Annotated in this window: 13 protein-coding genes and 1 pseudogene; 7 read left to right on the forward strand and 7 right to left on the reverse strand. The window is 69.4% G+C overall.

Features of this window, described 5'->3' with window-relative positions:
• The first annotated feature begins 20 nt into the window (after positions 1–20).
• From ACZ52C_RS40210 to ACZ52C_RS40235, 6 genes are all read left to right on the forward strand, one after another.
• Complete coding sequence (locus ACZ52C_RS40210) at positions 21–1,217, forward strand: acyl-CoA dehydrogenase family protein (RefSeq protein ID WP_469079492.1); 1,197 nt, start codon at positions 21–23, stop codon at positions 1,215–1,217.
• Positions 1,214–2,833, forward strand: a complete 1,620-nt coding sequence (locus ACZ52C_RS40215) for an AMP-binding protein (RefSeq protein ID WP_469079493.1) — start codon at positions 1,214–1,216, stop codon at positions 2,831–2,833. Before ACZ52C_RS40210 ends, ACZ52C_RS40215 begins: the two co-directional genes overlap by 4 nt.
• A complete protein-coding gene (gene npdG / locus ACZ52C_RS40220) occupies positions 2,830–3,543 on the forward strand; it encodes an NADPH-dependent F420 reductase (protein WP_469079494.1) in 714 nt (237 codons plus the stop codon). Before ACZ52C_RS40215 ends, npdG begins: the two co-directional genes overlap by 4 nt.
• Positions 3,544–3,683: 140 nt before the next feature.
• Positions 3,684–5,279 carry a succinic semialdehyde dehydrogenase gene (locus tag ACZ52C_RS40225; protein ID WP_469079495.1) on the forward strand — a complete coding sequence of 532 codons (1,596 nt, stop codon included), beginning with the start codon at positions 3,684–3,686 and terminating at the stop codon, positions 5,277–5,279.
• Positions 5,280–5,298: 19 nt separating this feature from the next.
• Positions 5,299–7,242, forward strand: a complete 1,944-nt coding sequence (locus ACZ52C_RS40230; RefSeq protein WP_469079496.1) for a GMC family oxidoreductase N-terminal domain-containing protein — start codon at positions 5,299–5,301, stop codon at positions 7,240–7,242.
• 219 nt (positions 7,243–7,461) lie between these two features.
• The gene (locus tag ACZ52C_RS40235) at positions 7,462–7,620 is read left to right on the forward strand and encodes a hypothetical protein (protein ID WP_469079497.1); all 159 of its coding nucleotides are present in this window, start codon (positions 7,462–7,464) and stop codon (positions 7,618–7,620) included.
• 2 nt (positions 7,621–7,622) lie between these two features.
• Here ACZ52C_RS40235 and ACZ52C_RS40240 read toward each other — a convergent pair.
• From ACZ52C_RS40240 to ACZ52C_RS40270, 7 genes and pseudogenes are all read right to left on the reverse strand, one after another.
• Positions 7,623–7,940, reverse strand: a pseudogene (locus tag ACZ52C_RS40240) (DUF5060 domain-containing protein); the annotation flags it as partial.
• Complete coding sequence (locus ACZ52C_RS40245) at positions 7,937–8,077, reverse strand: hypothetical protein (protein ID WP_469079498.1); 141 nt, start codon at positions 8,075–8,077, stop codon at positions 7,937–7,939. The gene ACZ52C_RS40245 and the pseudogene ACZ52C_RS40240, both read right to left, overlap by 4 nt.
• Positions 8,078–8,124: 47 nt before the next feature.
• Complete coding sequence (locus ACZ52C_RS40250) at positions 8,125–9,300, reverse strand: MFS transporter (protein ID WP_469079499.1); 1,176 nt, start codon at positions 9,298–9,300, stop codon at positions 8,125–8,127.
• Between the two features lie 100 nt (positions 9,301–9,400).
• Entirely contained in the window at positions 9,401–10,480 is a 1,080-nt protein-coding gene (locus tag ACZ52C_RS40255; protein ID WP_469079500.1) for a family 43 glycosylhydrolase, read from the reverse strand.
• A complete protein-coding gene (locus ACZ52C_RS40260; protein WP_469079501.1) occupies positions 10,477–12,000 on the reverse strand; it encodes a glycoside hydrolase family 43 protein in 1,524 nt (507 codons plus the stop codon). The genes ACZ52C_RS40255 and ACZ52C_RS40260 overlap by 4 nt, the downstream gene beginning before the upstream one ends.
• Positions 11,993–14,398: a glycoside hydrolase family 3 N-terminal domain-containing protein gene (locus ACZ52C_RS40265; RefSeq protein WP_469079502.1), complete on the reverse strand. Its 2,406-nt coding sequence runs from the start codon at positions 14,396–14,398 to the stop codon at positions 11,993–11,995. The genes ACZ52C_RS40260 and ACZ52C_RS40265 overlap by 8 nt, the downstream gene beginning before the upstream one ends.
• A 172-nt stretch (positions 14,399–14,570) precedes the next feature.
• Positions 14,571–17,402, reverse strand: coding sequence for a family 78 glycoside hydrolase catalytic domain (locus ACZ52C_RS40270; protein WP_469079503.1), 2,832 nt, complete (start codon positions 17,400–17,402; stop codon positions 14,571–14,573).
• Positions 17,403–17,613: 211 nt separating this feature from the next.
• Here ACZ52C_RS40270 and ACZ52C_RS40275 point away from each other — a divergent pair, with 211 nt between their 5' ends.
• Positions 17,614–18,765 (forward strand): LacI family DNA-binding transcriptional regulator, encoded by a 1,152-nt coding sequence (locus tag ACZ52C_RS40275; RefSeq protein WP_469079504.1) that lies wholly within the window; start codon positions 17,614–17,616, stop codon positions 18,763–18,765.
• Positions 18,766–19,047: the final 282 nt, after the last annotated feature.

Here is a 19,047-nt window from a genome sequence, read left to right on the forward strand (position 1 = left end):
GCCGCTAGGAGGACCACAGCGTGGAACCACAGCTCACCCGCCCCCGGCTCGGCGCAGAGGTCGAGTCGTTTCGCACCGAGGTGCGGGAGTTCGTCGCCGGCCAGTTGACCGCTGACGCGCGCGGCATCGGCACCCTCGACGGCGCGGAGTACGACGCCTTCCGCGGCCGGATCCGCTCCGAGCTCGCCGCGCGCGGTTGGCTCGCACCGTCCTGGCCAAAGGAGTACGGCGGCGCCGGGCTCAGCGCCGCCGAGCTCGTCGTACTCGTCGAGGAGCTGACCGGCGCCGGCGTCCCCTTCGGCTCGGACAACGACTCCTTCGGCATCAGCATGCTCGGCAACACGATGCTGCAGTGGTCCGAGCCGGCCGAGTACGTCTTCGCCCAGGGTTTCTCCGAGCCCGGTGCCGGCTCCGACCTGGCGTCCCTTGCACTGCGCGCGGAACTCGACGGGGACCGCTGGGTGTTGAACGGACAGAAGCTGTGGTCCTCGGGTGCCCACGTGGCGAACTGGATGTTCGTGCTGGCCCGGACCGACCGCGAGGCGGCTCCGCACCGCGGCATCAGCATGCTGCTCGTCCCACTTGACCAGCCCGGTGTGGAGATCCGCCCGATCCGGAACCTCACCGGCGAAACCGACTTCAACGAGGTCTTCTTCGACGACGCGACCACACAGGCCGAGCTCGTCGTCGGTCCGATCAACCGGGGCTGGTCGGTCGCGATGACCCTGCTCGGCTTCGAGCGGGGAGAAACGGCACTGCACGCCCCGATCAGGTTCCGCAACGAGCTGAGCCGGCTGGCCGATCTGATCCGCGATCAAGGACTCGTCGGTGACCCTGGCATCCGGCGCGCGTTCGCGTGGTGTCACGTCCAGGTCGAGCAGCTGCGCTGCCACGGCCGGCGCATCGCGGCGCAACTGATCCAGGGAGATGAGCCCGGTCCCGGGGCTGCCGCCTTCAAGCTGTTGTGGAGCGAGTACCACCGCGTGGTGACCGAGCTCGCCCTCGACGTCCTGGGCCTCGAGGGCCTGGCGCCGAGCGGGCGCCCCTCGCCCAACTGGTACCACACCGACGACCCCGGGGCGCCGAACTCCTCGGCCTCGTGGACGAGCGTCTACCTCAACTCGCGCGCCGGCACCATCTACGCCGGGTCGTCGCAGGTCCAGCGGAACATCATCGGCGAGATGGTGCTCGGCCTTCCCAAGGAGCCCCGTCGATGATCCTCCGCAGCCCCTACCCCGACGTGGTGCCCCCCCGCGAGTCCCTGCCTGATCTGTTGTTCGGCGGGCTCACTCCTGCCGAGCTCGCGCAGACCGCGACCATCGACGCTGCCAACGGGCACCACTACAGCTACGGCGAACTCGTGTCGGCCGCCGGCAGCATCGCGAACGCTCTGGCCGCGCGGGGCATGAAGCGGGGCGACGTGGCCGCACTCGTCGCACCCAACTCCGCCGACTACCCCGCCGTCTTCCACGGCGTGCTGCGTTCCGGAGGCGTCCTCACCCCGGCCAACCCGCTCTACGGCGCCCGAGAGCTCGCGCATCAGTTCCGCGACTCCCGCACACGCTTCGTCTTCGTCGCACCGATGGGGCTCGCAGCCGTCCGCGCCGCTGCGACGGAGCCGGGCGTGCAGGTGGAGGAGATCGTCGTCCTCGGCCCCGCAGACCCGCAGGAGGGGACCGTCCGCGAGACGCCCTACGACAACCTGCTGTCCACGACGCCCGCCGCCGGAGCTGCTCGCGTCTGTGCGGACGACCTGGCAGTCCTGCCCTACTCGTCAGGGACTACGGGGGTGCCCAAGGGCGTGATGCTCACCCACGGCAACCTCGGCGCCAACCTGCTGCAGATGGAGCCACTCGCCCCGCGCACCGACAACCCCAACATGCTGGCGGCCATTCCGTTCTTTCACATCGCCGGCCTGAACGGCATCATGAACCTCGGACTGTACAAGCGCGGGAGCCTGGTCACCCTCCCTCGGTTCCAGATCGAGGCGTTCCTGACGGCGATCGAGCAGTTCCGGATCGCTTACACCGTCATCGTTCCGCCGATTGCAGTCGCCTTGCTGAACAGCCCCCTGGTCGACTCCTTCGACCTGAGCAGCCTCGAGCTGATCGACTGCGTCGCCGCCCCCCTGGACACCAGCCTGGCAGAGCGGCTCCAGGAGCGCCTCGGCGCCACCGTCATCCAGGCCTACGGGCTCACCGAGTCCAGCCCCTGCACCCACGGGATCCCCGTGGAGCGGCCCGACATCGACCGCGGCACCATCGGCGTGCTGATGCCCGGCGTCCAGGCGCGGATCGTCGACCCAGTCACAGGCGACGACGTCGCACCGGGCGAACGCGGCGAGCTCTGGTGCCGCGGCCCCAACATCATGCGTGGCTATCTGAACAACCCGACCGCGACCGCGACCGCCGTGGACCAGGACGGCTTCCTGCACACCGGCGACATCGTGACGGTCGACGCCGACGGGGTCTTCCGGGTCGTCGACCGGCTCAAGGAACTCATCAAGTACAAGGGCTACCAGGTCGCGCCCGCCGAGCTGGAGGCTGTACTCCTCACGCACCCGGGCATCGCCGACGCCGCCGTCATCGGCGTGAGCGATGCCGACAGCGGCGAGTCCCCCAAGGCGTTCGTGGTCCGACACGACTCGCACCCCGACCTCGATGCCGATGACGTCAAGGAATTCGTGGCCGCCCGGGTCGCGCACTACAAGAAGATCCGGCACGTCGAGTTCCTCGAACAGATCCCCAAGTCGCCCGCCGGCAAGATCCTGCGCAGGGCCCTTCGCAGCCGAGAGGCCTCTCCCGCACTCCCACCCACCGAGGAACTCACATGAGCGTCATCGCAGTCATCGGCGGCACCGGACCCCAGGGCAAGGGCCTGGCCTACCGCTTCGCACGAGGCGGACACGAGATCGTGCTCGGGTCTCGCGACCAGGAGCGCGCCGTCGCCGCGGCAGCGGAACTCAGCGAGCGCGTCGGTTCCGCGACAGTGCGCGGCGCCCGGAACGACGAGGCCGCCCAGGTCGCCGACCTCGTGCTGCTGGCGGTCCCCTACGACGGCCACGACGCCCTGGTCGCCGACCTCGCCCCCCATCTCGCGGGCAAGGTGGTGATCAGCTGCGTGAACCCCATCGGCTTCGACAAGCGCGGACCGTACGGACTCGACCTCGGGCCGACCTCGGCCGCCGAGGAGGCGCAGCGGCTGCTGCCCGAGTCAAGGGTGATCGGCGCATTCCACCATCTCTCGGCTGTCTCCCTCAACGGGAGTGCGGACCTGCTGGACCACGAGGACGTGCTCGTGTGCGGGCACGACTCCGACGCGAAGGCCGCGGTGATCGAGCTCGCCGCCACCATCACCGGCCGACCTGGCATCGATGCCGGAGCATTGCGTATGGCCCGGCAGCTTGAGCCGCTGACCGCCGTGCTCATCTCCATCAACAGGCGCTACAAGGTGCGCTCGGGCATCTCCGTGGCGGGCCTTGACCACGCCGTCGATGTCCCGGCGGCACCTCCGGTCCGGCCGGCGGTGCCCGCGGCCAGGTAGTCACCCTTCGCCTCGCTCAGTCACAGGTGCCACGGGCACCCGCGGCAACTCCACCCTCGACGGGCCATCGGCCCGTGACAACGACGCCGGATCGCAACGCCTCAACTTTTCGCCCGCACTTCTTCAGGAAGCAGTGAACGATGACCGCGGAATCACACACCAGCACCAACCTCGGCCACCCACGTGGATGGGCCACCGACGCGCGCCTCGAAGACCTGGTCAAAACGGTTGCTCGCCAAGAAGCGCCCCAGGAGACCATGGTTGTCCGCGTTGCCTTCACCGGTGAGCCACTCACGGTCGTTCCGTCGTGTGGTGTCGAGGACGTGGCAGCCGCCGCTGCGCGCGCCCGCCGTGCCCAGCCCGGTTGGGAGGCCCTGGGCTTCCGCGGTCGGGCACGGGTGTTGCGTCGGTTCCACGATCTGCTGCTTGCCCGTCAGGACGAGGTGCTGGACTTGATGCAGCTCGAAGCCGGCAAGGCTCGCAAGCACGCCTTCGAGGAGGTTCTCGGCACCTCGAACGCCGCCCGCTACTACGCCAATACCGCGGCGCACCACCTTCGCGACGTGCGGCGACGCGGAGCAGTTCCGATCCTGACGAAGACGATCGAGCGCCACCCAGCTCGCGGTCTGATCGGCTTCATCGGCCCGTGGAACTATCCGATGATCCTCACCATCGCCGACATCCTCCCTGCGATCGCCGCTGGGAACGCCGCCATACTCAAGCCTGACTCCCAGACGCCACTGTGCGCCCTCTGGGCCGTGGAGTTGCTGCGCGAAGCCGGAATGCCGCGGGATCTCGTCCAAGTCGTCACCGGTCGGGGCTCTGTCGTCGGGTCGGCGATTGTCGACGAATCCGACTTCGTCCAGTTCACCGGCAGCTCGAAGACAGGACGCGAGGTGGCGGCCCGCGCGTCGGCCAGGCTGATCGATTGCTCGATGGAGCTCGGCGGGAAGAACGCGATGATCGTGCTCGACGACGCCGACGTCGACAAGGCCGCGGAGGGTGCGATCCGAGCGTGCTTCGCAAACGCCGGCCAGCTCTGCCTCTCCGTCGAGCGCGCCTACGTCCACGACCGCGTGTACGACGAATTCGTCGAACGTCTCGCCGAACGCACCAAGCGCCTGGTGATGCACGGGCAGCTCGACTGGACAGCTGACATGGGCTCGCTCATCAGCCCGGCCCACTGCGAGATGGTGGCCGCGTACGTCGATGACGCTGTTCACCGTGGCGCACGCATCGAAGCGGGTGGACGCGCTCGCCCTGACATCGGGCCGGCGTTCTACGAGCCGACGGTGCTGACGGGGCTTCCGGAAACCGCGTCCTGCGCGCGCGAGGAGATCTTCGGACCGGTCGTCGCAGTTGAGCGGGTCGCCACGATCGACGAGGCGATCTCGAGGGCAAATGACTCAGATTACGGACTCAGCGCCTCGGTGTGGAGCGGCAGCGGTCGTCGCGGATACAGGGTGGCCGCGCAGCTGCAGACCGGCATGGTCAACGTCAATGAAGGCTGGATCGCAGCTGCATCGTCCATCGATGCCCCGATGGGTGGTTTCAAGGCATCCGGCATCGGCCGCCGGAATGGCCACCACGGCATTGCCAAGTACGCGGAGTCCCAGACCATCAGTGTGCAGCGGCTGGCGCCGATGGCTGCGCCTCCAGGCGTCAGCGAGGAGAAGTACTCCGCCATGTTGACGACGATGCAGCGGGGTCTTCGCCGACTCCCGTTCGTCAAGTGACCACAGAGGTGTCCCCGTCATGACGTTCACCGAACAGCACCTCGCCGCGCTGCGCCTGATCAGCGACACCTTCGCTCCTGGCGACGGCGCCGGGGTCCCTGCTGCCAGCGCCGTCGGTGCCCCGGAGTTCGCGCTCGAGTTTGCCGGCACCAACCCGCGCGAGGCCGAGCTCAAGCAGCTCAGGACGCTGTTGCGGCTCTGGGACACCCGGCTGCTCGGGCTCCTGCTGACGGGGCGTCCACGGAAGTTCTCCGACCTCGACAGGTCCGGCCGTGAGCGGGCGCTGCTCTCACTCTCGGACTCCCGTCTTGCGGCCAAGCGCGCACTGTTCGGTGCCCTCAAGGGCGCGTCCCTGGCGCCGTACTACATCACCGGCGGCCCGGCCCTGTGGGACTCGATGGGATATCCGGGCCCTCTGGGTGTACTCGAGGACGCACCAGACCCGACGCTCAAGCCCGAGCGGGTGACCCGGACCGAGACGATCGTCTGCGACGTGGTCGTCGTCGGCTCCGGTGCAGGCGGCGGGACGGCAGCGGGGGCGCTCGCCGAGGCCGGCCTGGACGTGGTCATCCTCGAAGCCGGCGACTACCACGACGACCGCGACTTCGACGGCAGTGAGCGCACTGGCTTCTCCCATCTCTACGCCGGCTCACCCGGCATCACCTCGGAGGGCCAGGTGGCCCTGGTCGCCGGCCGCGGCCTCGGCGGCGGCACGGTCGTCAACTTCACGACGTCCTTGCCGACGCCCGATCACGTCCGGGCCGAATGGGCCAGGCTCGGCACACCGCAGTTCGCGACCTCGGAGTACGACGACGCAATCGCAGCAGTCAGTGCCCGCCTCGGAGTGAACACCGACCACAACGAAGCCGGGATCCGCGACCAACTGCTTGACCGGGGTGCCGAGAAGATCGGCTGGAGTCGCGGAGCCATGCCGCGCAATGTCATGGGCTGTTCCCAGGGCATCGAATGCGGGCGCTGCGGCATGGGCTGCCGCATCGGTGCGAAGCAATCGGTCACCAAGACCTGGCTCGCCGACGCTGCCGAGGCTGGTGCTCGTATCTACGTCGGCGCGAAGGCAACGAAGGTCACCATCGAGCACGGCAAGGCCGTCGGCGTCACCGCGATCTCGCCCGGCGGCAATGTGCTCACAGTGAAGTCCCGCGCAGTCGTCGTCTCGGCGGGTGCGATCCAGACCCCGGCGCTGCTCAAGCGATCCGGCCTCGGCAACCCGAACATAGGCAGGCACCTGCGGCTGCACCCCGCCACCGGGCTCTGGGCCCGGATGCCCGAACTGGTGAACCCATGGGAAGGCGCGATGCAGGCCCGATACGTGGACGAATGGACCGACCTGGACGGGGACGGCTACGGCGTTCTCTTCGAGACCGTTCCGATGACTCCGGCATTCAGCTCCGGGTTCGTGAACTGGCGCAGTGGAGCCCAGCACCTCGAGCGCATGCAGGAGCTCAAGAACATGCTCTGCGTCGCCATCATCGTTCGGGACAAGGGACCCGGTGGCACCGTGAAGATCGGCAAGGATGGCGAGCCGGTCGCCAGATACGTCCTCTCCCGCGGCGACACCGAACTACTGATGAAGGGGTTCGAGGGCGCCGCCCGGATCGCCGAAGCAGCGGGCGCGACGAAGCTGTTCACCACGCACCACCGGACGCTGAGCTACGAGCCCGGCAGGGGCAGAAGTATCGACTCGTTCATTGGGGAGGCCCGAAAGCGGGGAGCGGCCCCGGCGAGCCTGTCCCTCGCCTCGCTGCACATCATGGGCAGCGCTCGGATGGGCGGAGCGCCGGACATGTCCGCACTGAACCCGGACGGCGAGACCTGGGACGTGAAGAACCTCGTGGTCGCGGACGCATCCTGCTTCCCGACCGCGTCGGGAGTGAACCCGATGATCTCGATCGAGTCGATCGCTTACATGAACGCGCAACGGCTGGCCGCGAAGCTGGCCTGAGTTGCCGTCACGACCGGTTCTCTGCGGAAGGGGTGCGCTTCTCCCGGCCCTCGGCCCACAGGTCGAACCGGGCCCGCTGCTGCGGGAACTCCGCCGCCGCGTCCATCTTGTTGAAGGGCTGCCCGCGAGGGAGCGGAGAGTCTGTTCCTCCACCGCGTCACCCTGATGTGTCCAGGCGTACGCGGTGGTTCCCAGTGGCAGGAACCGGGTGCCGTCAGCGTGGCGGAAGTGGGCACCTTCGTGGACGCGGACCGGGCCGTGGTCGCCGGGGCCGGCGGGCCCGCAGTGGAAGTGCCGGTGATCGAGTCCAGTGAGCGGGCGTTGCTGAACGTACGGAATGTCCAGACCCCTTCCTCGTTCGGCAGGAGCCGGATGTGATAGACACCCTCGCCGTCGTAGAAGCCGTGCGCGGTCAACCTGCGCTCGCCACAGGTGAATTCGGCCCGCACGGCAACGTCCGTGAAGGGGTTGCCGTGGCCCGGGCCGTGAAGCTCCAGCTCATAGGCCGACCATCGTGTGGCGGTCTCCTCGGCCACTGAGCGCGCGCTGCCGACCGGGACGTCATCCGCCTCGTAATCCGCAGCCGGAACGACCTCCACGTCTGCGACAGGCAACGGGGCAAGCGTCGCCTCCTCGAGGGTGGCCAGTTCGGCGAAGAGCGCTCCCGGGCTGCGGGGGTCACTCCGGATCCCCGTCATGAAGGACGTGACCTGGTGGTGGGTGCCGGCACGCGTACGGGGTCGTCGTCCAGCCCGGGCAGGTACGTGCGGACCACTGCGGCGGCCCGCTGATCGCGCAGCACCTCACCGAGGACGGAGGAAGGGCCATATGGCATGAGGGACTCCAGGAGATCGGGGAGTGGAAGTGAACGGGAGGAGCGACTCAGGAGGAGTTTCTGGTGTCGGTGTGGTCGACCGCTTCCGGCTCCGTGGATCGACGTGATCGGCGGCTGAACACGGGCCACGGCTCGCAGAGCAGAGCTGCGAGAAGGGCCGCGGCACATGCCACCACCAACGGTGCCCGGGCACCGTACGCAGTGACCAGAATGCCGCTGAGTACGGTGCCAAGAGCGTTACCGGCGGCGACTGAACTGTTCATCCAGCCGAACGCCTCAGTCGCGGACTCGGACGGTGCCAGTGACGACAGCCGTTCGAACAGCCGGGACATCGCCGGGGCCAGCGTGCATCCCCAGCAGAACACCAGCACGGTCAGCACGCGCTCATCGGATGCGAGCAGCAACGTGGCCAGACCCGCGGCCACGAACACCATCAGGTGCCGAAGGCCCGCACGATGGCGTGTCAGCGACCCATAGATCAGGCCCCCGAGGAGCGAACCGAGACTCCCTGCCGCCAGGACGAACCCGGCGTCCGTGGACACCTGCGAGCCGCTCGCCAGCGCGACCGTGCCGATGGCCTGGCAGCCGAGCGCCCCGTACAGCAGGGCTCCGGACAGGAGGATGCGCAGGACACCGGGGGCGCGCAGGACGGAGCGGCGACCCTTGGCGTGGGTTCTTGCGGTGCGGCCCGCTTCAGCGTTGCGGTCGCGCACGTATCCCAGGGTTCCGAGGAACACGAGCGCCCCGCAGGCCCCCACCGCAAGTCGGGGCCCGCCGAGCACCGCGAGCATCGCGGTGGCGGGCGGGCCGAGTACGAAGATCAGTTCCTGCAACGTCGACTCGAGGGCGAAGACGGTGCGGCGCCGGTCCTCGCCGACGAGTGCGGGCAGCGCCGCTCTCACCGACGCCGTCATCGGAGGTGTGCACAGCCCGCACAGGAACGAGAGACCGGTCAGCAGGGCCGGTTGCGGCGGTGCCAGGACCAGCGCGCCCATGGTGAACGCGTTGAGAACCGCGGTGACAGTGAGCACTCGGCGGCGGCCACGGGCATCGGCCCACCGGCTGAGGACCGGCCCGGCGATGAAGCCTCCCACCACACCGGCCGTCGACACCACGCCGGCCACGGCGTAGGTCGCATGCTCGGTCGTGAGCATCAGCAGAGCCAGACCGGTCATGCCCTGGTTGAGACGGCCGATGACCGAGGTCGCGAGCAGCCAGGGCACCGACGGCGTGCGCAGCAGGTCCCGGTAGGCGGATGCCGGCATCGTCAACCGCCCGTGACTTCGAGCAAGCCCCTGGGGGCCAAGTCCATCCAGGTGACCGTCACTTGGCGTCCTCGATACGCCACTCGTCGTGCCATTCGATCACTGGCATCTCACCGTCGAACCGGATGGGAAGCCACACGTGGTCCGCGACCGATGTATCGGCCTCGGGCAGTACGAGGGAAGGAGCCTCTCGCCCCTCCGCCTTCGCCGAGTAGTGCCGTTGGAAGGCTTCGCCCCAGTTCGACTCCTCCTCCGACAGTTGGGGCAGCCACCGGTCCGCGATCGCGATGTAGAGGTCGTCGTGGTCCGGGTGCTGGAAGACGGAGCTGATCTGCGACCGGAACGAGGTGCCGCTCGGGTCTCTGGGGTGCGGGTCGCCGAGCACGGTGAACGGGCCGTGGTACGTGTCGGCCACAGCCGCTTCCGATGGGTTCGGGAAGTACCACGTCGTACCCGAAGTGATCAGGTAGTGCTTGTCCCCGCGCCGGAAGTAGGCGGGCGCTTCACGTACCAGCGGGGGGTGCGGGCGGGGGAAGTGAGTCGAGTGCGTCCCCGTCAGATCCGTGTAGTCATCGTTGAGTTCGGCGCAGATCAGCTCGCTGTGCACCCGCTCGAAGTAGTAGTACGCCTTGCCGTCGGCCGGATCGACGACCAGGTCGAAATCGCCTGCTGACATGCCGAGCGGGCTGAGCCCCGTACGGACGATCTCGTAGGGGCCGAGGAGCGAGTCCGCCGTCAGAACCGTGCAGAGCTGTTCGCCTCCGGCACCCATGATCTTGAGCCAGCAGACGTACGTTCCCGTGCGCGGGTTGTGGATGATGTGCGGGCGGTCGATCATCTGGGACGGGTGCAGGGGCGACGTGCGGTCGTCGAGGACCGGCGGGATGATCAATCCGCGGTCCTGCCAGTTGTAGAGGTCGGTGGAGGTGTAGCAGCGGATGCCCCAGGTCCAGATGCCGCTCCCCGGCTTCGAGTGCTCCTTGTTCTCGCCGTACCAGTAGTAGACGCCGCCCTCGAACAGCACGGACCCGCCGTGTGCGTGGATGCGGTGGCCGTTCGTGTCCAGCCACGTCTGGCCGGGCCGGAAGGAGTCGTACATGGTGGTTCCCTTGGGTGTGCCCGTGGATCCGGTGGTCATGAGCCGCCCTCGCCGTGGTAGCGGAAGTCGGCGAAGTGGACGGTGCCTTCCTCGGCGAACATGCCGGTGACACGGCCGGTGAACGTCGCGGAGGTCTCGACCGACCAGAACCGACCGTCCACTTCGGCCAGTTGGGTCTCGGCGCCGGTGTCGTCCACGACGATCAGCCGGATGCGGTCACCGGGGGGAAACCACGAGGCTCGCCCTCGCGGAGGTACCTGCGTGGTGAGGCGGAGCGTGACCTGGTCGCCTGCGACCTCGGTGCTCCAGGACTGGCTGAGGGTCGGGATGCTCGCCCGTGCCGTGATCTTCGTGCCGGTTCCCGAGGGGGCGCGCTCTGCGACGAGGCAGAGGGTGAAGTCCTCGACGAAGCGCAGGCCGAGGCCGCCGCGACCGTCTCCCGGGTCGATCCGGGTCTCGAAGGCGCTGTTCATATGGCGCTGGCGGCGCCCGACGAAGGCGGGGCGGAAGGCGTCGAGGCCGCCGTCGGCGGCGGCGCGGATCGTGAGCCGACCGGGCTGCTCGCCGACAGAGGCGAGCTCGGCGGGCGGCCGACCGACGGCGAGCCAGCCGGGGTCGGTCAGGGCGGAGCCGTCCGCGAAGTCGAAGTACTCCTCCACCGGTTCCGGACGCAGGTTGAGGTCAACGTGCGCGGGCTGCGGCCAGCCGTCGCGCCACTCCACGGCGGTGACATAGGTTTCCCTGCCCAGTGGCGAGCCGTGGCCGGCGCGGCGTGTGCCGAGCAGGACGAGGAGATCGTCGCCGTCCGGGCCTGGGACGAGGTCTGCGTGGCCCGTGCATTCGACCGGGTGGTTCCAACCCGCCTCGCGCAGCACGGGGTTGTGCGGCGCACCTTCGAACGGGCCCTCGATGGAGCGGCTGCGCGCGACGCTCACGGCGTGGCCCTGGCTGGTGCCGCCTTCCGCGATGAGCAGGTACCAGTAGCCCTCGCGCTGGTAGAGGTGAGGGGCCTCCGGGGCGATCAGGCCGGTGCCGGACCACATCGGCCGCGGCTCTTCCAGGGTCTTGCCCGTTTCGAGGTCGACCCGTGCCTGCTGGATGCCGTTGAAGGCCACATGCTCGCTGCCGTCGAGGTGCAGGGCGCTGTAGGTGACGTAGGCGGCGCCGGACTCGTCCCAGGCGAGGTCGGGGTCGATTCCGGTGATGCCGGCGATGGTGATGCCGTCGCTCCAGGGCCCGGCCGGGTCTTCGGCGGTGAACACGACGCATCCGCGCGGACTGTCGGTCACCGAGACGATGACGTGGAACAGTCCGTCGTGGTGACGGATCGTCGGGGCCCATACGCCGGCGGCCGAGGTGGCCTGAGCGACGCCGACCTGTTCCTCCCTGGTCGCGACGTTGCCGATGTGCTCCCAGGTGACGAAGTCCGTGCTCCGGTAGACGGGGAGGGCGGGCAGGTACTCGAATGTGGACGTCACCAGGTAGTACGTCCCGTCGACGAGGATGCAGCTCGGGTCAGGGTTGAAGCCGGGGATCAGCGGGTTGGGCAGCTCAGACATTCTCGATCTCCACGTCGGACAGGAAGGCGCGGTCGGCGCTCGTGAGGACACGGGGCTTGCCCGCCAGGTCGAAGGCTCCTTCGACCCGCCGGTCGTCGGAGTCGAAGCCGAGGAAGAAGTCCACGCGCGCGGGCTCGACAGCGAAGTCTCGGGCGAGGTTGGTGTAGCCGAGCTGGGCTGCGGCGAGGCGGAAGGTGATCCGGCGGGATTCGCCTCGGGGCAGTTCGATGCGGCTGAAGCCGGCCAGCTGCTGCGCGGGCCGGGTGAGGCCCTTGGTGTTGACCCGGACGTAGAGCTGGACGACGGTCGCGCCCGTCACAGGGCCGGTGTTGGTAACGGTGACGGTGATCCGTGCGGTCCCGTCGGTGTCGATCCGGGTGTCGTGGGACAGGCCGCCGAGGTCGAAGTCGGTGTAGCTCAGACCGTGCGCGAACGGGAGGAACGGTGTGGCCTCCAGGTCGAGATAGTGCTGGGTGACGTTCGGGGGCAGCGGGTTGCGGTAGCCGGAGCCGGCCTTCTGGTGGTGGTAGACGGGGACCTGCCCGGAGTGGCGGGGGATGCTGTAGGGCAGCTTGCCGCTGGGGTTGGTGACTCCGAAGAGGACCTCTGCGATCGCCTTCGGACCGAACGGTCCGCCGTAGGGCGCCATCACGATCGCCGAGGCGTTCTGTACCACCTCGGGCAGTGCGTACGGACGTCCCTGCACGAGCACGACGACCAGGCGCTTGCCGGTGGCTGCCACCGCCTCGGCGATACGGGTCTGTGCGGCCGGCAGGGAGATGTCGGCGGTATCGCTGGCCTCGCCCTCGGTGCGTTCTCCGGTGAACCACAGACTTCCGCCGCCGAGGGCGAGCACCACCATGTCGGATTCCCGTGCGATGTCAACAGCCCGGTCGATGGCCTCCTGCTCCAGCGGGCGGGTCAGCGTGGATCCCTGTTCGCTGCGCACCTGCTGGGCGAATCCGGCGATCTCCTCCGAGATCGAGCGGGCCCCGAACCGTTCGTGGACAAACGCCTCCGGGTCGACGGGGTCGAACATCGCCTTGTACCAGGAGGTCGTGACGTCTTCCGCGCCGAGCATGTTGCCGAGTTCGCCGCGTGTGACGGCGTCGGTCGCTTCCCGCCATGAGGCATAGGTGTATGTGGGGAATTGGAGTCTGGCCGCATTGGCGTGCGGCCCGATCACGGCGACGTTCAGCGTCCCGGGGGTCAGGGGGAGGATGCCGTCGTTCTTGGCGAGCACCACGGAGCGCCGGGCCAGCTCATGCGAGAGGTCCGTGCCCTCGGCCGCGACCGCGGTCACGTCGATGTGCTCGGCCGGATAGGGATTCTCGAACAGGCCCAGCTCGAACTTGGCCTTCAGAACGCGCAGGACGCTCGTGTCGACGTCGCGGACGTCCGCCTTGCCCTGCTCGACCTGTTGGGCGAGCACCTGGCCGTAGGCGTACGGCTTGGGCATCTCCACATCGAGGCCGGCGGAGATCGCGAGGCACGCCGCCTCTCCTGCGTCGGCCGCAACGCGCTGGCGGTCGACCACCTGTTCCAGGGTCGTGTAGTCCGACGAGATGAACCCGTCGAACCCGAGGACCCCGCGCAGCAGGTCGGTGAGCACCTCCCGCGAGACGCCCACGGGGATGCCGTCCACGTCCGCGTACGAGTTCATCACCGAGCGCAGGCCGGCGAGCTGGATGGCGGCCTCGAACGGGTAGGCGAACAGGTCCCGGGTCCAGCGCGCACCTGCCTCGTACGCCGAGGTGTTGGAACCGCCGATCGGGAGGGCGTAGCCGAGGAAGTGCTTGCCGGTCGCGATGACGCCCCGGGCGAGGTCGTCGCCCTGCAGGCCGCGCGTGAAGGCGACGCTGAGCGCGGCGGACAGGTAGGGGTCCTCGCCGTAGGTTTCGTGTACCCGTCCCCACCTCGGGTCGAGCGCGACGTCCATGACGGGCGACAGCGCGTGGCGGACACCCGTGCGGATCATCTGGGCGCGGATCAGCTCGGTCATGTCCTGGACGAGGTCCGGGCTCCAGGTGGCCGCGAGCCCGGTACCGGTCGGGAAGGCCATGTGGCCGCCGGCCAGGAATCCGCTGAGGGCCTCCTGGTGGAACAGCACGGGGATGCCGAGCCGGGTGCGTTCGACTGCCTGCCGTTGGATGCTGCCGACCAACTGTGCCAGCTTGGCCGGGGTGTCCACGATCAGTCCGGCCACATGGCCCGGCGGGTGCCCGAGCCATTCCTCGAGCTCGCCGGAGTCCGACCCGTCGGCGCGGACCAGGGTCCAGGGCATGACGGAGACGAGCTGGTGGCACTTCTCCTCAAGGGTCATCTCCCGCAGCAGCAGCTCGGCTCGCGTGGCGGCGGGCAGGCAGGGGTCACGGTGGTTGTCGGTCGGCTTGCTCAACGTTCGTTCCTCGCGGTGGGGTACCCGGAAGCTGCCGGGAGTCCGGCCGGGATGTCGCGGCGTACCTGGCCGGGCCTGAAGGAACTGCTGCCCTGCTGGGTGCCGTGTTTCATGACCGGCTGCTTTCCTGGTCGTCGGGTGATTCGGGGGCGGGGCTCGCGCAGGAGCGCCGTCAGGCAGGGCGCAGACCGAGGATCGCCTCCAGCCGTCGCTCCAGGGAGGCCAAGCCCGCCAGCGACTCCTGCGGTGTCAGCGCCAGGACCAGTTCGGCGGCGGGTGCGTCGAGATACGCGGCGAGCTGGCCGGCGACCTGCGCCTCCCCTCCGGGAACGACGCCTGTCTCGACGGCGGCTGCAACGACGGCGGCCCAAGTGTCCGGGTCGTCGAGCACATCGCGGACGGTGGCCGTCGCGTGCTGGGTGGCACCGACTGCCATCGGATCGGGAACCTCCCACTGGTGCTCACCGTGACCGACGGCCTTCGGCTCGGCCGTCCCGGGCAGGTGCACCAGCGCGGTGGCCCCCACCGGAACGCGGACATCGAGCCGGAACGTCCCGCCGGCCCGCTCCCAGGCGACACCGGCCTCGCCGTAGGGGGTGAGGTGGCGCGCCGAGGCGGACGTGAGGTCGGCAGACGGTCGCGGGTGGACGAGGATCTCGCGGTAGCCGGGGGCGGCGGGTGCGAGGCCGGCGACGGTGCGGTGCAGCCAGTCCGCGACGGCGCCGAGCGCGTAGTGGTTGAACGACGTCATGTCACCGGGGTTGATACTGCCGTCGGGGAGCATGCTGTCCCAGCGCTCCCAGATGGTGGTCGCTCCCATGGTGACCGGGTACAGCCAGGACGGGCAGCCGGTCTGCAGCAGCAGCCGGTAGGCGACCTGGGCGTGTCCGGTCGAGGTCAGGGCGTCGGTCACCAGGGGCGTACCGACGAACCCGGTGCTGATGCGGAAGCCGCTCGCGCGTACGAGGTCCGCCAGGCGCCGGCCGGCCCGCTCGCGCTGTTCGGCGCCCGGCAGCAGCGCCCACTCGATGGCCAGGGCGTAGACCGTCTGCGCGTCCGAGAGGACCCGGCCGGCCGGGGTGACGTAGGCGCGGGCGAACGCCGCACGCACCTCGGCCGCCAGGGCGCCGTACCGCTTAGCCTCGTTCTCGCGCCCCAGCACTCGCGCGGCCTCGGCCACGATTTCCGCGGAGCGTGCGAAGTGCGCGGTGGCCACCACGTCGGGGTCGGCCTTGGCCCGGGAGGGGGCCTCCGGCGGAGCCGTGGGGTCGAGCCAGTCACCGAACTGGAATCCGCCCGACCACAGCCGGTCCGGGCCGGCAAGGTCCGCGAGCCGGTCCACCCAGGCGCGCATGCTCGGCCACTGCCGCTCCAGGACTTGACGGTCGCCTGAGCGCTGATACAGCGCCCAGGGCACGATCGTCGCGGCGTCGCCCCAGGCTGCCGCGGTCGGCGCGCGGTCGCGCAGCACGTCCGGCACGACGTAGGGCACCGATCCGTCGGGTTGCTGTTCGGCCGCCAGGTCCGCCAGCCACGACCTGAGGAACCCCGCGCTGTCGAAGAGGAAGGTCGCCGTCGGGGCGAACACCTGGATGTCGCCGGTCCAGCCGAGGCGTTCGTCACGCTGCGGGCAGTCGGTGGGTACGTCGACGAAGTTGCCGCGCATGCCCCACACCACGTTCTCGTGGAAGCGGTTGAGCAGTGTGTGGGAGGAGGTGAACCAGCCGGTGCGGCGCAGGTCCGACCCGATCACCACGGTCTCGACGTCCTCGGCACGCAGGCCTGGCACGCCCGAGATCTCCGCGTAGCGGAAGCCGTGGAAGGTGAGGGACGGTTCGAGGATCTCCTCGCCCGTGCCCGCGACGAGGTACGTGTCGGTGGCTTCGGCCGCGCGCAGCGGACGGGTGCCGAGCTCGCCGTCCTCCAAGACTTCGGCATGGCGGACGACGACCTCGGCGCCGGATGCCAGGCCGCGCACCCGCAGCCGTACCCATCCCACGGCGTTCTGTCCGAAGTCGACCAGAGTCCGGCCCGACGGCGACGTCCACACCTTCTCGGCCGAAAGGACGCAGCTGACCCGGACGGGCGGTCCTTCCGGGGCAACGAGGCGGGTGAGGTCGCCCGCCACCACCTCGACCGCGCCGGCTGCCGGGCGCCAGCCGGGGCCGCGGCGACGCAGGTCGGTGCGCTGGCCGTCGTAGAGGTCGTCGGCCAGCACCTCGCTCTCCCGCGCCGTCCATGTGCCGTCCGTGGCGAGCACATGCACCTGTCCATCGGTGGTGGTGACCTCCAGCTGGGCCAGCAGCGCCAGCCGGTCGCCGTACAGGGCACGCTCGCCGTTGAAGCCCAGTCGGCCGCGATACCAGCCGTTGCCGAGAAGGACCTCCAGCACGTTCTCCCCGCTGCGGACCAGTTCCGTCACGTCGTACGTCTGGTAGCGCAGCCGGTGCTCGTAGGCCGTCCAGCCCGGGGCGAGCACGAGGTCGCCGACGCGCCGGCCGTTGAGCGTGGCGACGTACAGGCCGTGCGCGGTGGCGTAGAGGCGGGCTGTGCGCACTTCTCCCGGCACCTCGAACGATCCGCTCAGCACCGGAGCGGGCATACGCGTGCCGGCGATGCCGACCGGACTGATGAAATCCGCTGTCCAGTCGGCCGCGTCAAGGAGGCCGGCCTCCACGACAGCTCGTTCGCTCCATTCGCTCCACCGGTCCCGGCAGGCGACGCGGACCCGCACGGCGGCGTACTCCCGCGAGGCCAGCGGTCGGGCCGGCCAGGGCACCAGGAGCTGCTCGGCGCTGTCGGCCCGGAACGTCTCGGTGGTGCCGCCCCGCAGGACCTCGATCTCGTAGGCGGTCTGGCGGTAGTCCGCGTCCGCCTGCGGGACCGACCACGACAGACGGGGAGAGCCCGTGCCGACACCGCGGGCCGGTGAGGGATCGGTGAGGTGCTCGAACCGGGGGGCGCAGGGAGCGGCAGCCACGACCATGTAAGTCTCCAGACTCATCGAGCGTTGGGTGACCGGGCCCGAGGCGGGCATTGGGTGGCTCCGCTCAGGAACGCCCTCACACACAGGGGAAGGGACCACCTGAGGGGGCCGGCGTTGTATAACGTTCTACGTCAGGGAGCGTAGAGAGCTGCCTGAATTCATGTCAAGGCAACGGAAGGGACCGATCCATGGGGTACCGATCGGAACGGGCGCTTGTAGCATGGCGCGAATGGACAACAGCGCTGCTGACGCCGATCTGCGGGGCGGCATGACGGCTCCACGCAACGCAGACAAGCGGCCCGTCCGCTCGCGCGGCGATGGCACCGCGCAGTCCTCCGGAGTGCGCCGCGTGACGATCCAGGACGTGGCCCGGGAAGCGCAGGTCTCGGTGTCGGCCGTGTCCAAGGTGCTGCGCGACGCCTACGGCGTCAGCCCGGAGATGCGGATCAAGGTCACCGCCGCGATCGAGAAGCTGGGCTACCGGCCGCAGGCCGGCGCGCGCGCCATGCGGGGCCGCTCCTACACCGTCGGAGTCATGCTCGTGGCGCTGTCCCATCCCTTCCAGCCCGAGATCGTCGAGGGTGTCACGGACGAACTGGAGCCGACGCCCTACCAGGAGATACTCATCACCGGCGGCCTCGCGGCCGAGCGCCAGCAACGCAGCATCGAGGCCCTCGTCGACCGCCAGGTCGACGGGCTCGTCATCATCGCGCCGGAGATGAGCACGGCCTGGCTCGAACGGCTCGGGGCGAGTCTGCCCACGGTGGTGGTCGCGCGCCATGGTGGCGCCACCTCCTTCGACACCGTTGTCGACGACGACCAGGGGGGTGCGCGCCTCATGGTCGACCACCTGGTGAGTCTCGGCCACCGACGCATCGCGCATACCACCCATCCGACGGGGGTCCTGGAACGCCCGCATGTCCTCGCGCACACCGCACGGTGCGACGGGTACATCAGGGCCATGCAGCGCCACGGCCTCGAGCCTGACGTCATCGAGACGAGCTACACGGAGGAGGGCGGCTACCGGGCCGCCACCGAGGCACTGTCCAGGCCGACACCGCCGACCGCGATCTTCGCGGGCGCCGACATCGCCGCGCTGGGCGCCCTGCGGGCAGCGGAGGAACGCGGTCTGCGGGTACCGGAAGATTTGACGGTGACCGGCTACGACAACGTCAACGCCTCCTCGATCGGCCGGGTCTCGCTCACGACGGTGGACCAGTCGGGCCACCTCACGGGCCAGATGAGCACACGGCTTCTCCTGGAGCGGGTCAATGGCCGCACCCAGCCGGTCCACTACGTCGTGGCGCCCCGGCTCGTGCCCCGCGGGACGAGCGCGGCTCCGGCGCGCGGCCGCGCCGCACGAGCGGCGCGCTCCTCCTAGCGCGTCCCGTGTTCCTGTCAGTACATCCCTCGTCACCTTGTGCATCGGTGCACTCTTCTCGCTGACCCGGTGGACTGCCGCGACCCGCGACACATCGGCCCACGCCCGCTGCCGCAGGGGCCGGAAAGGTCAGTCAGGGCGAGACTTGGCTGGTGGTGGTGATGTGGCATCGGAGAATGAAGATCGCGCTACTGGCGCGTTGCCGAACTGTTACACGGCGGGGTTGGCGCGATCTCTTGACTCGTTCTGGCCGTCTCCGTAACTTGCCGCGTAGAACGTTGT

It is taken from the genome of Streptomyces sp. NPDC034049 (assembly GCF_055575575.1).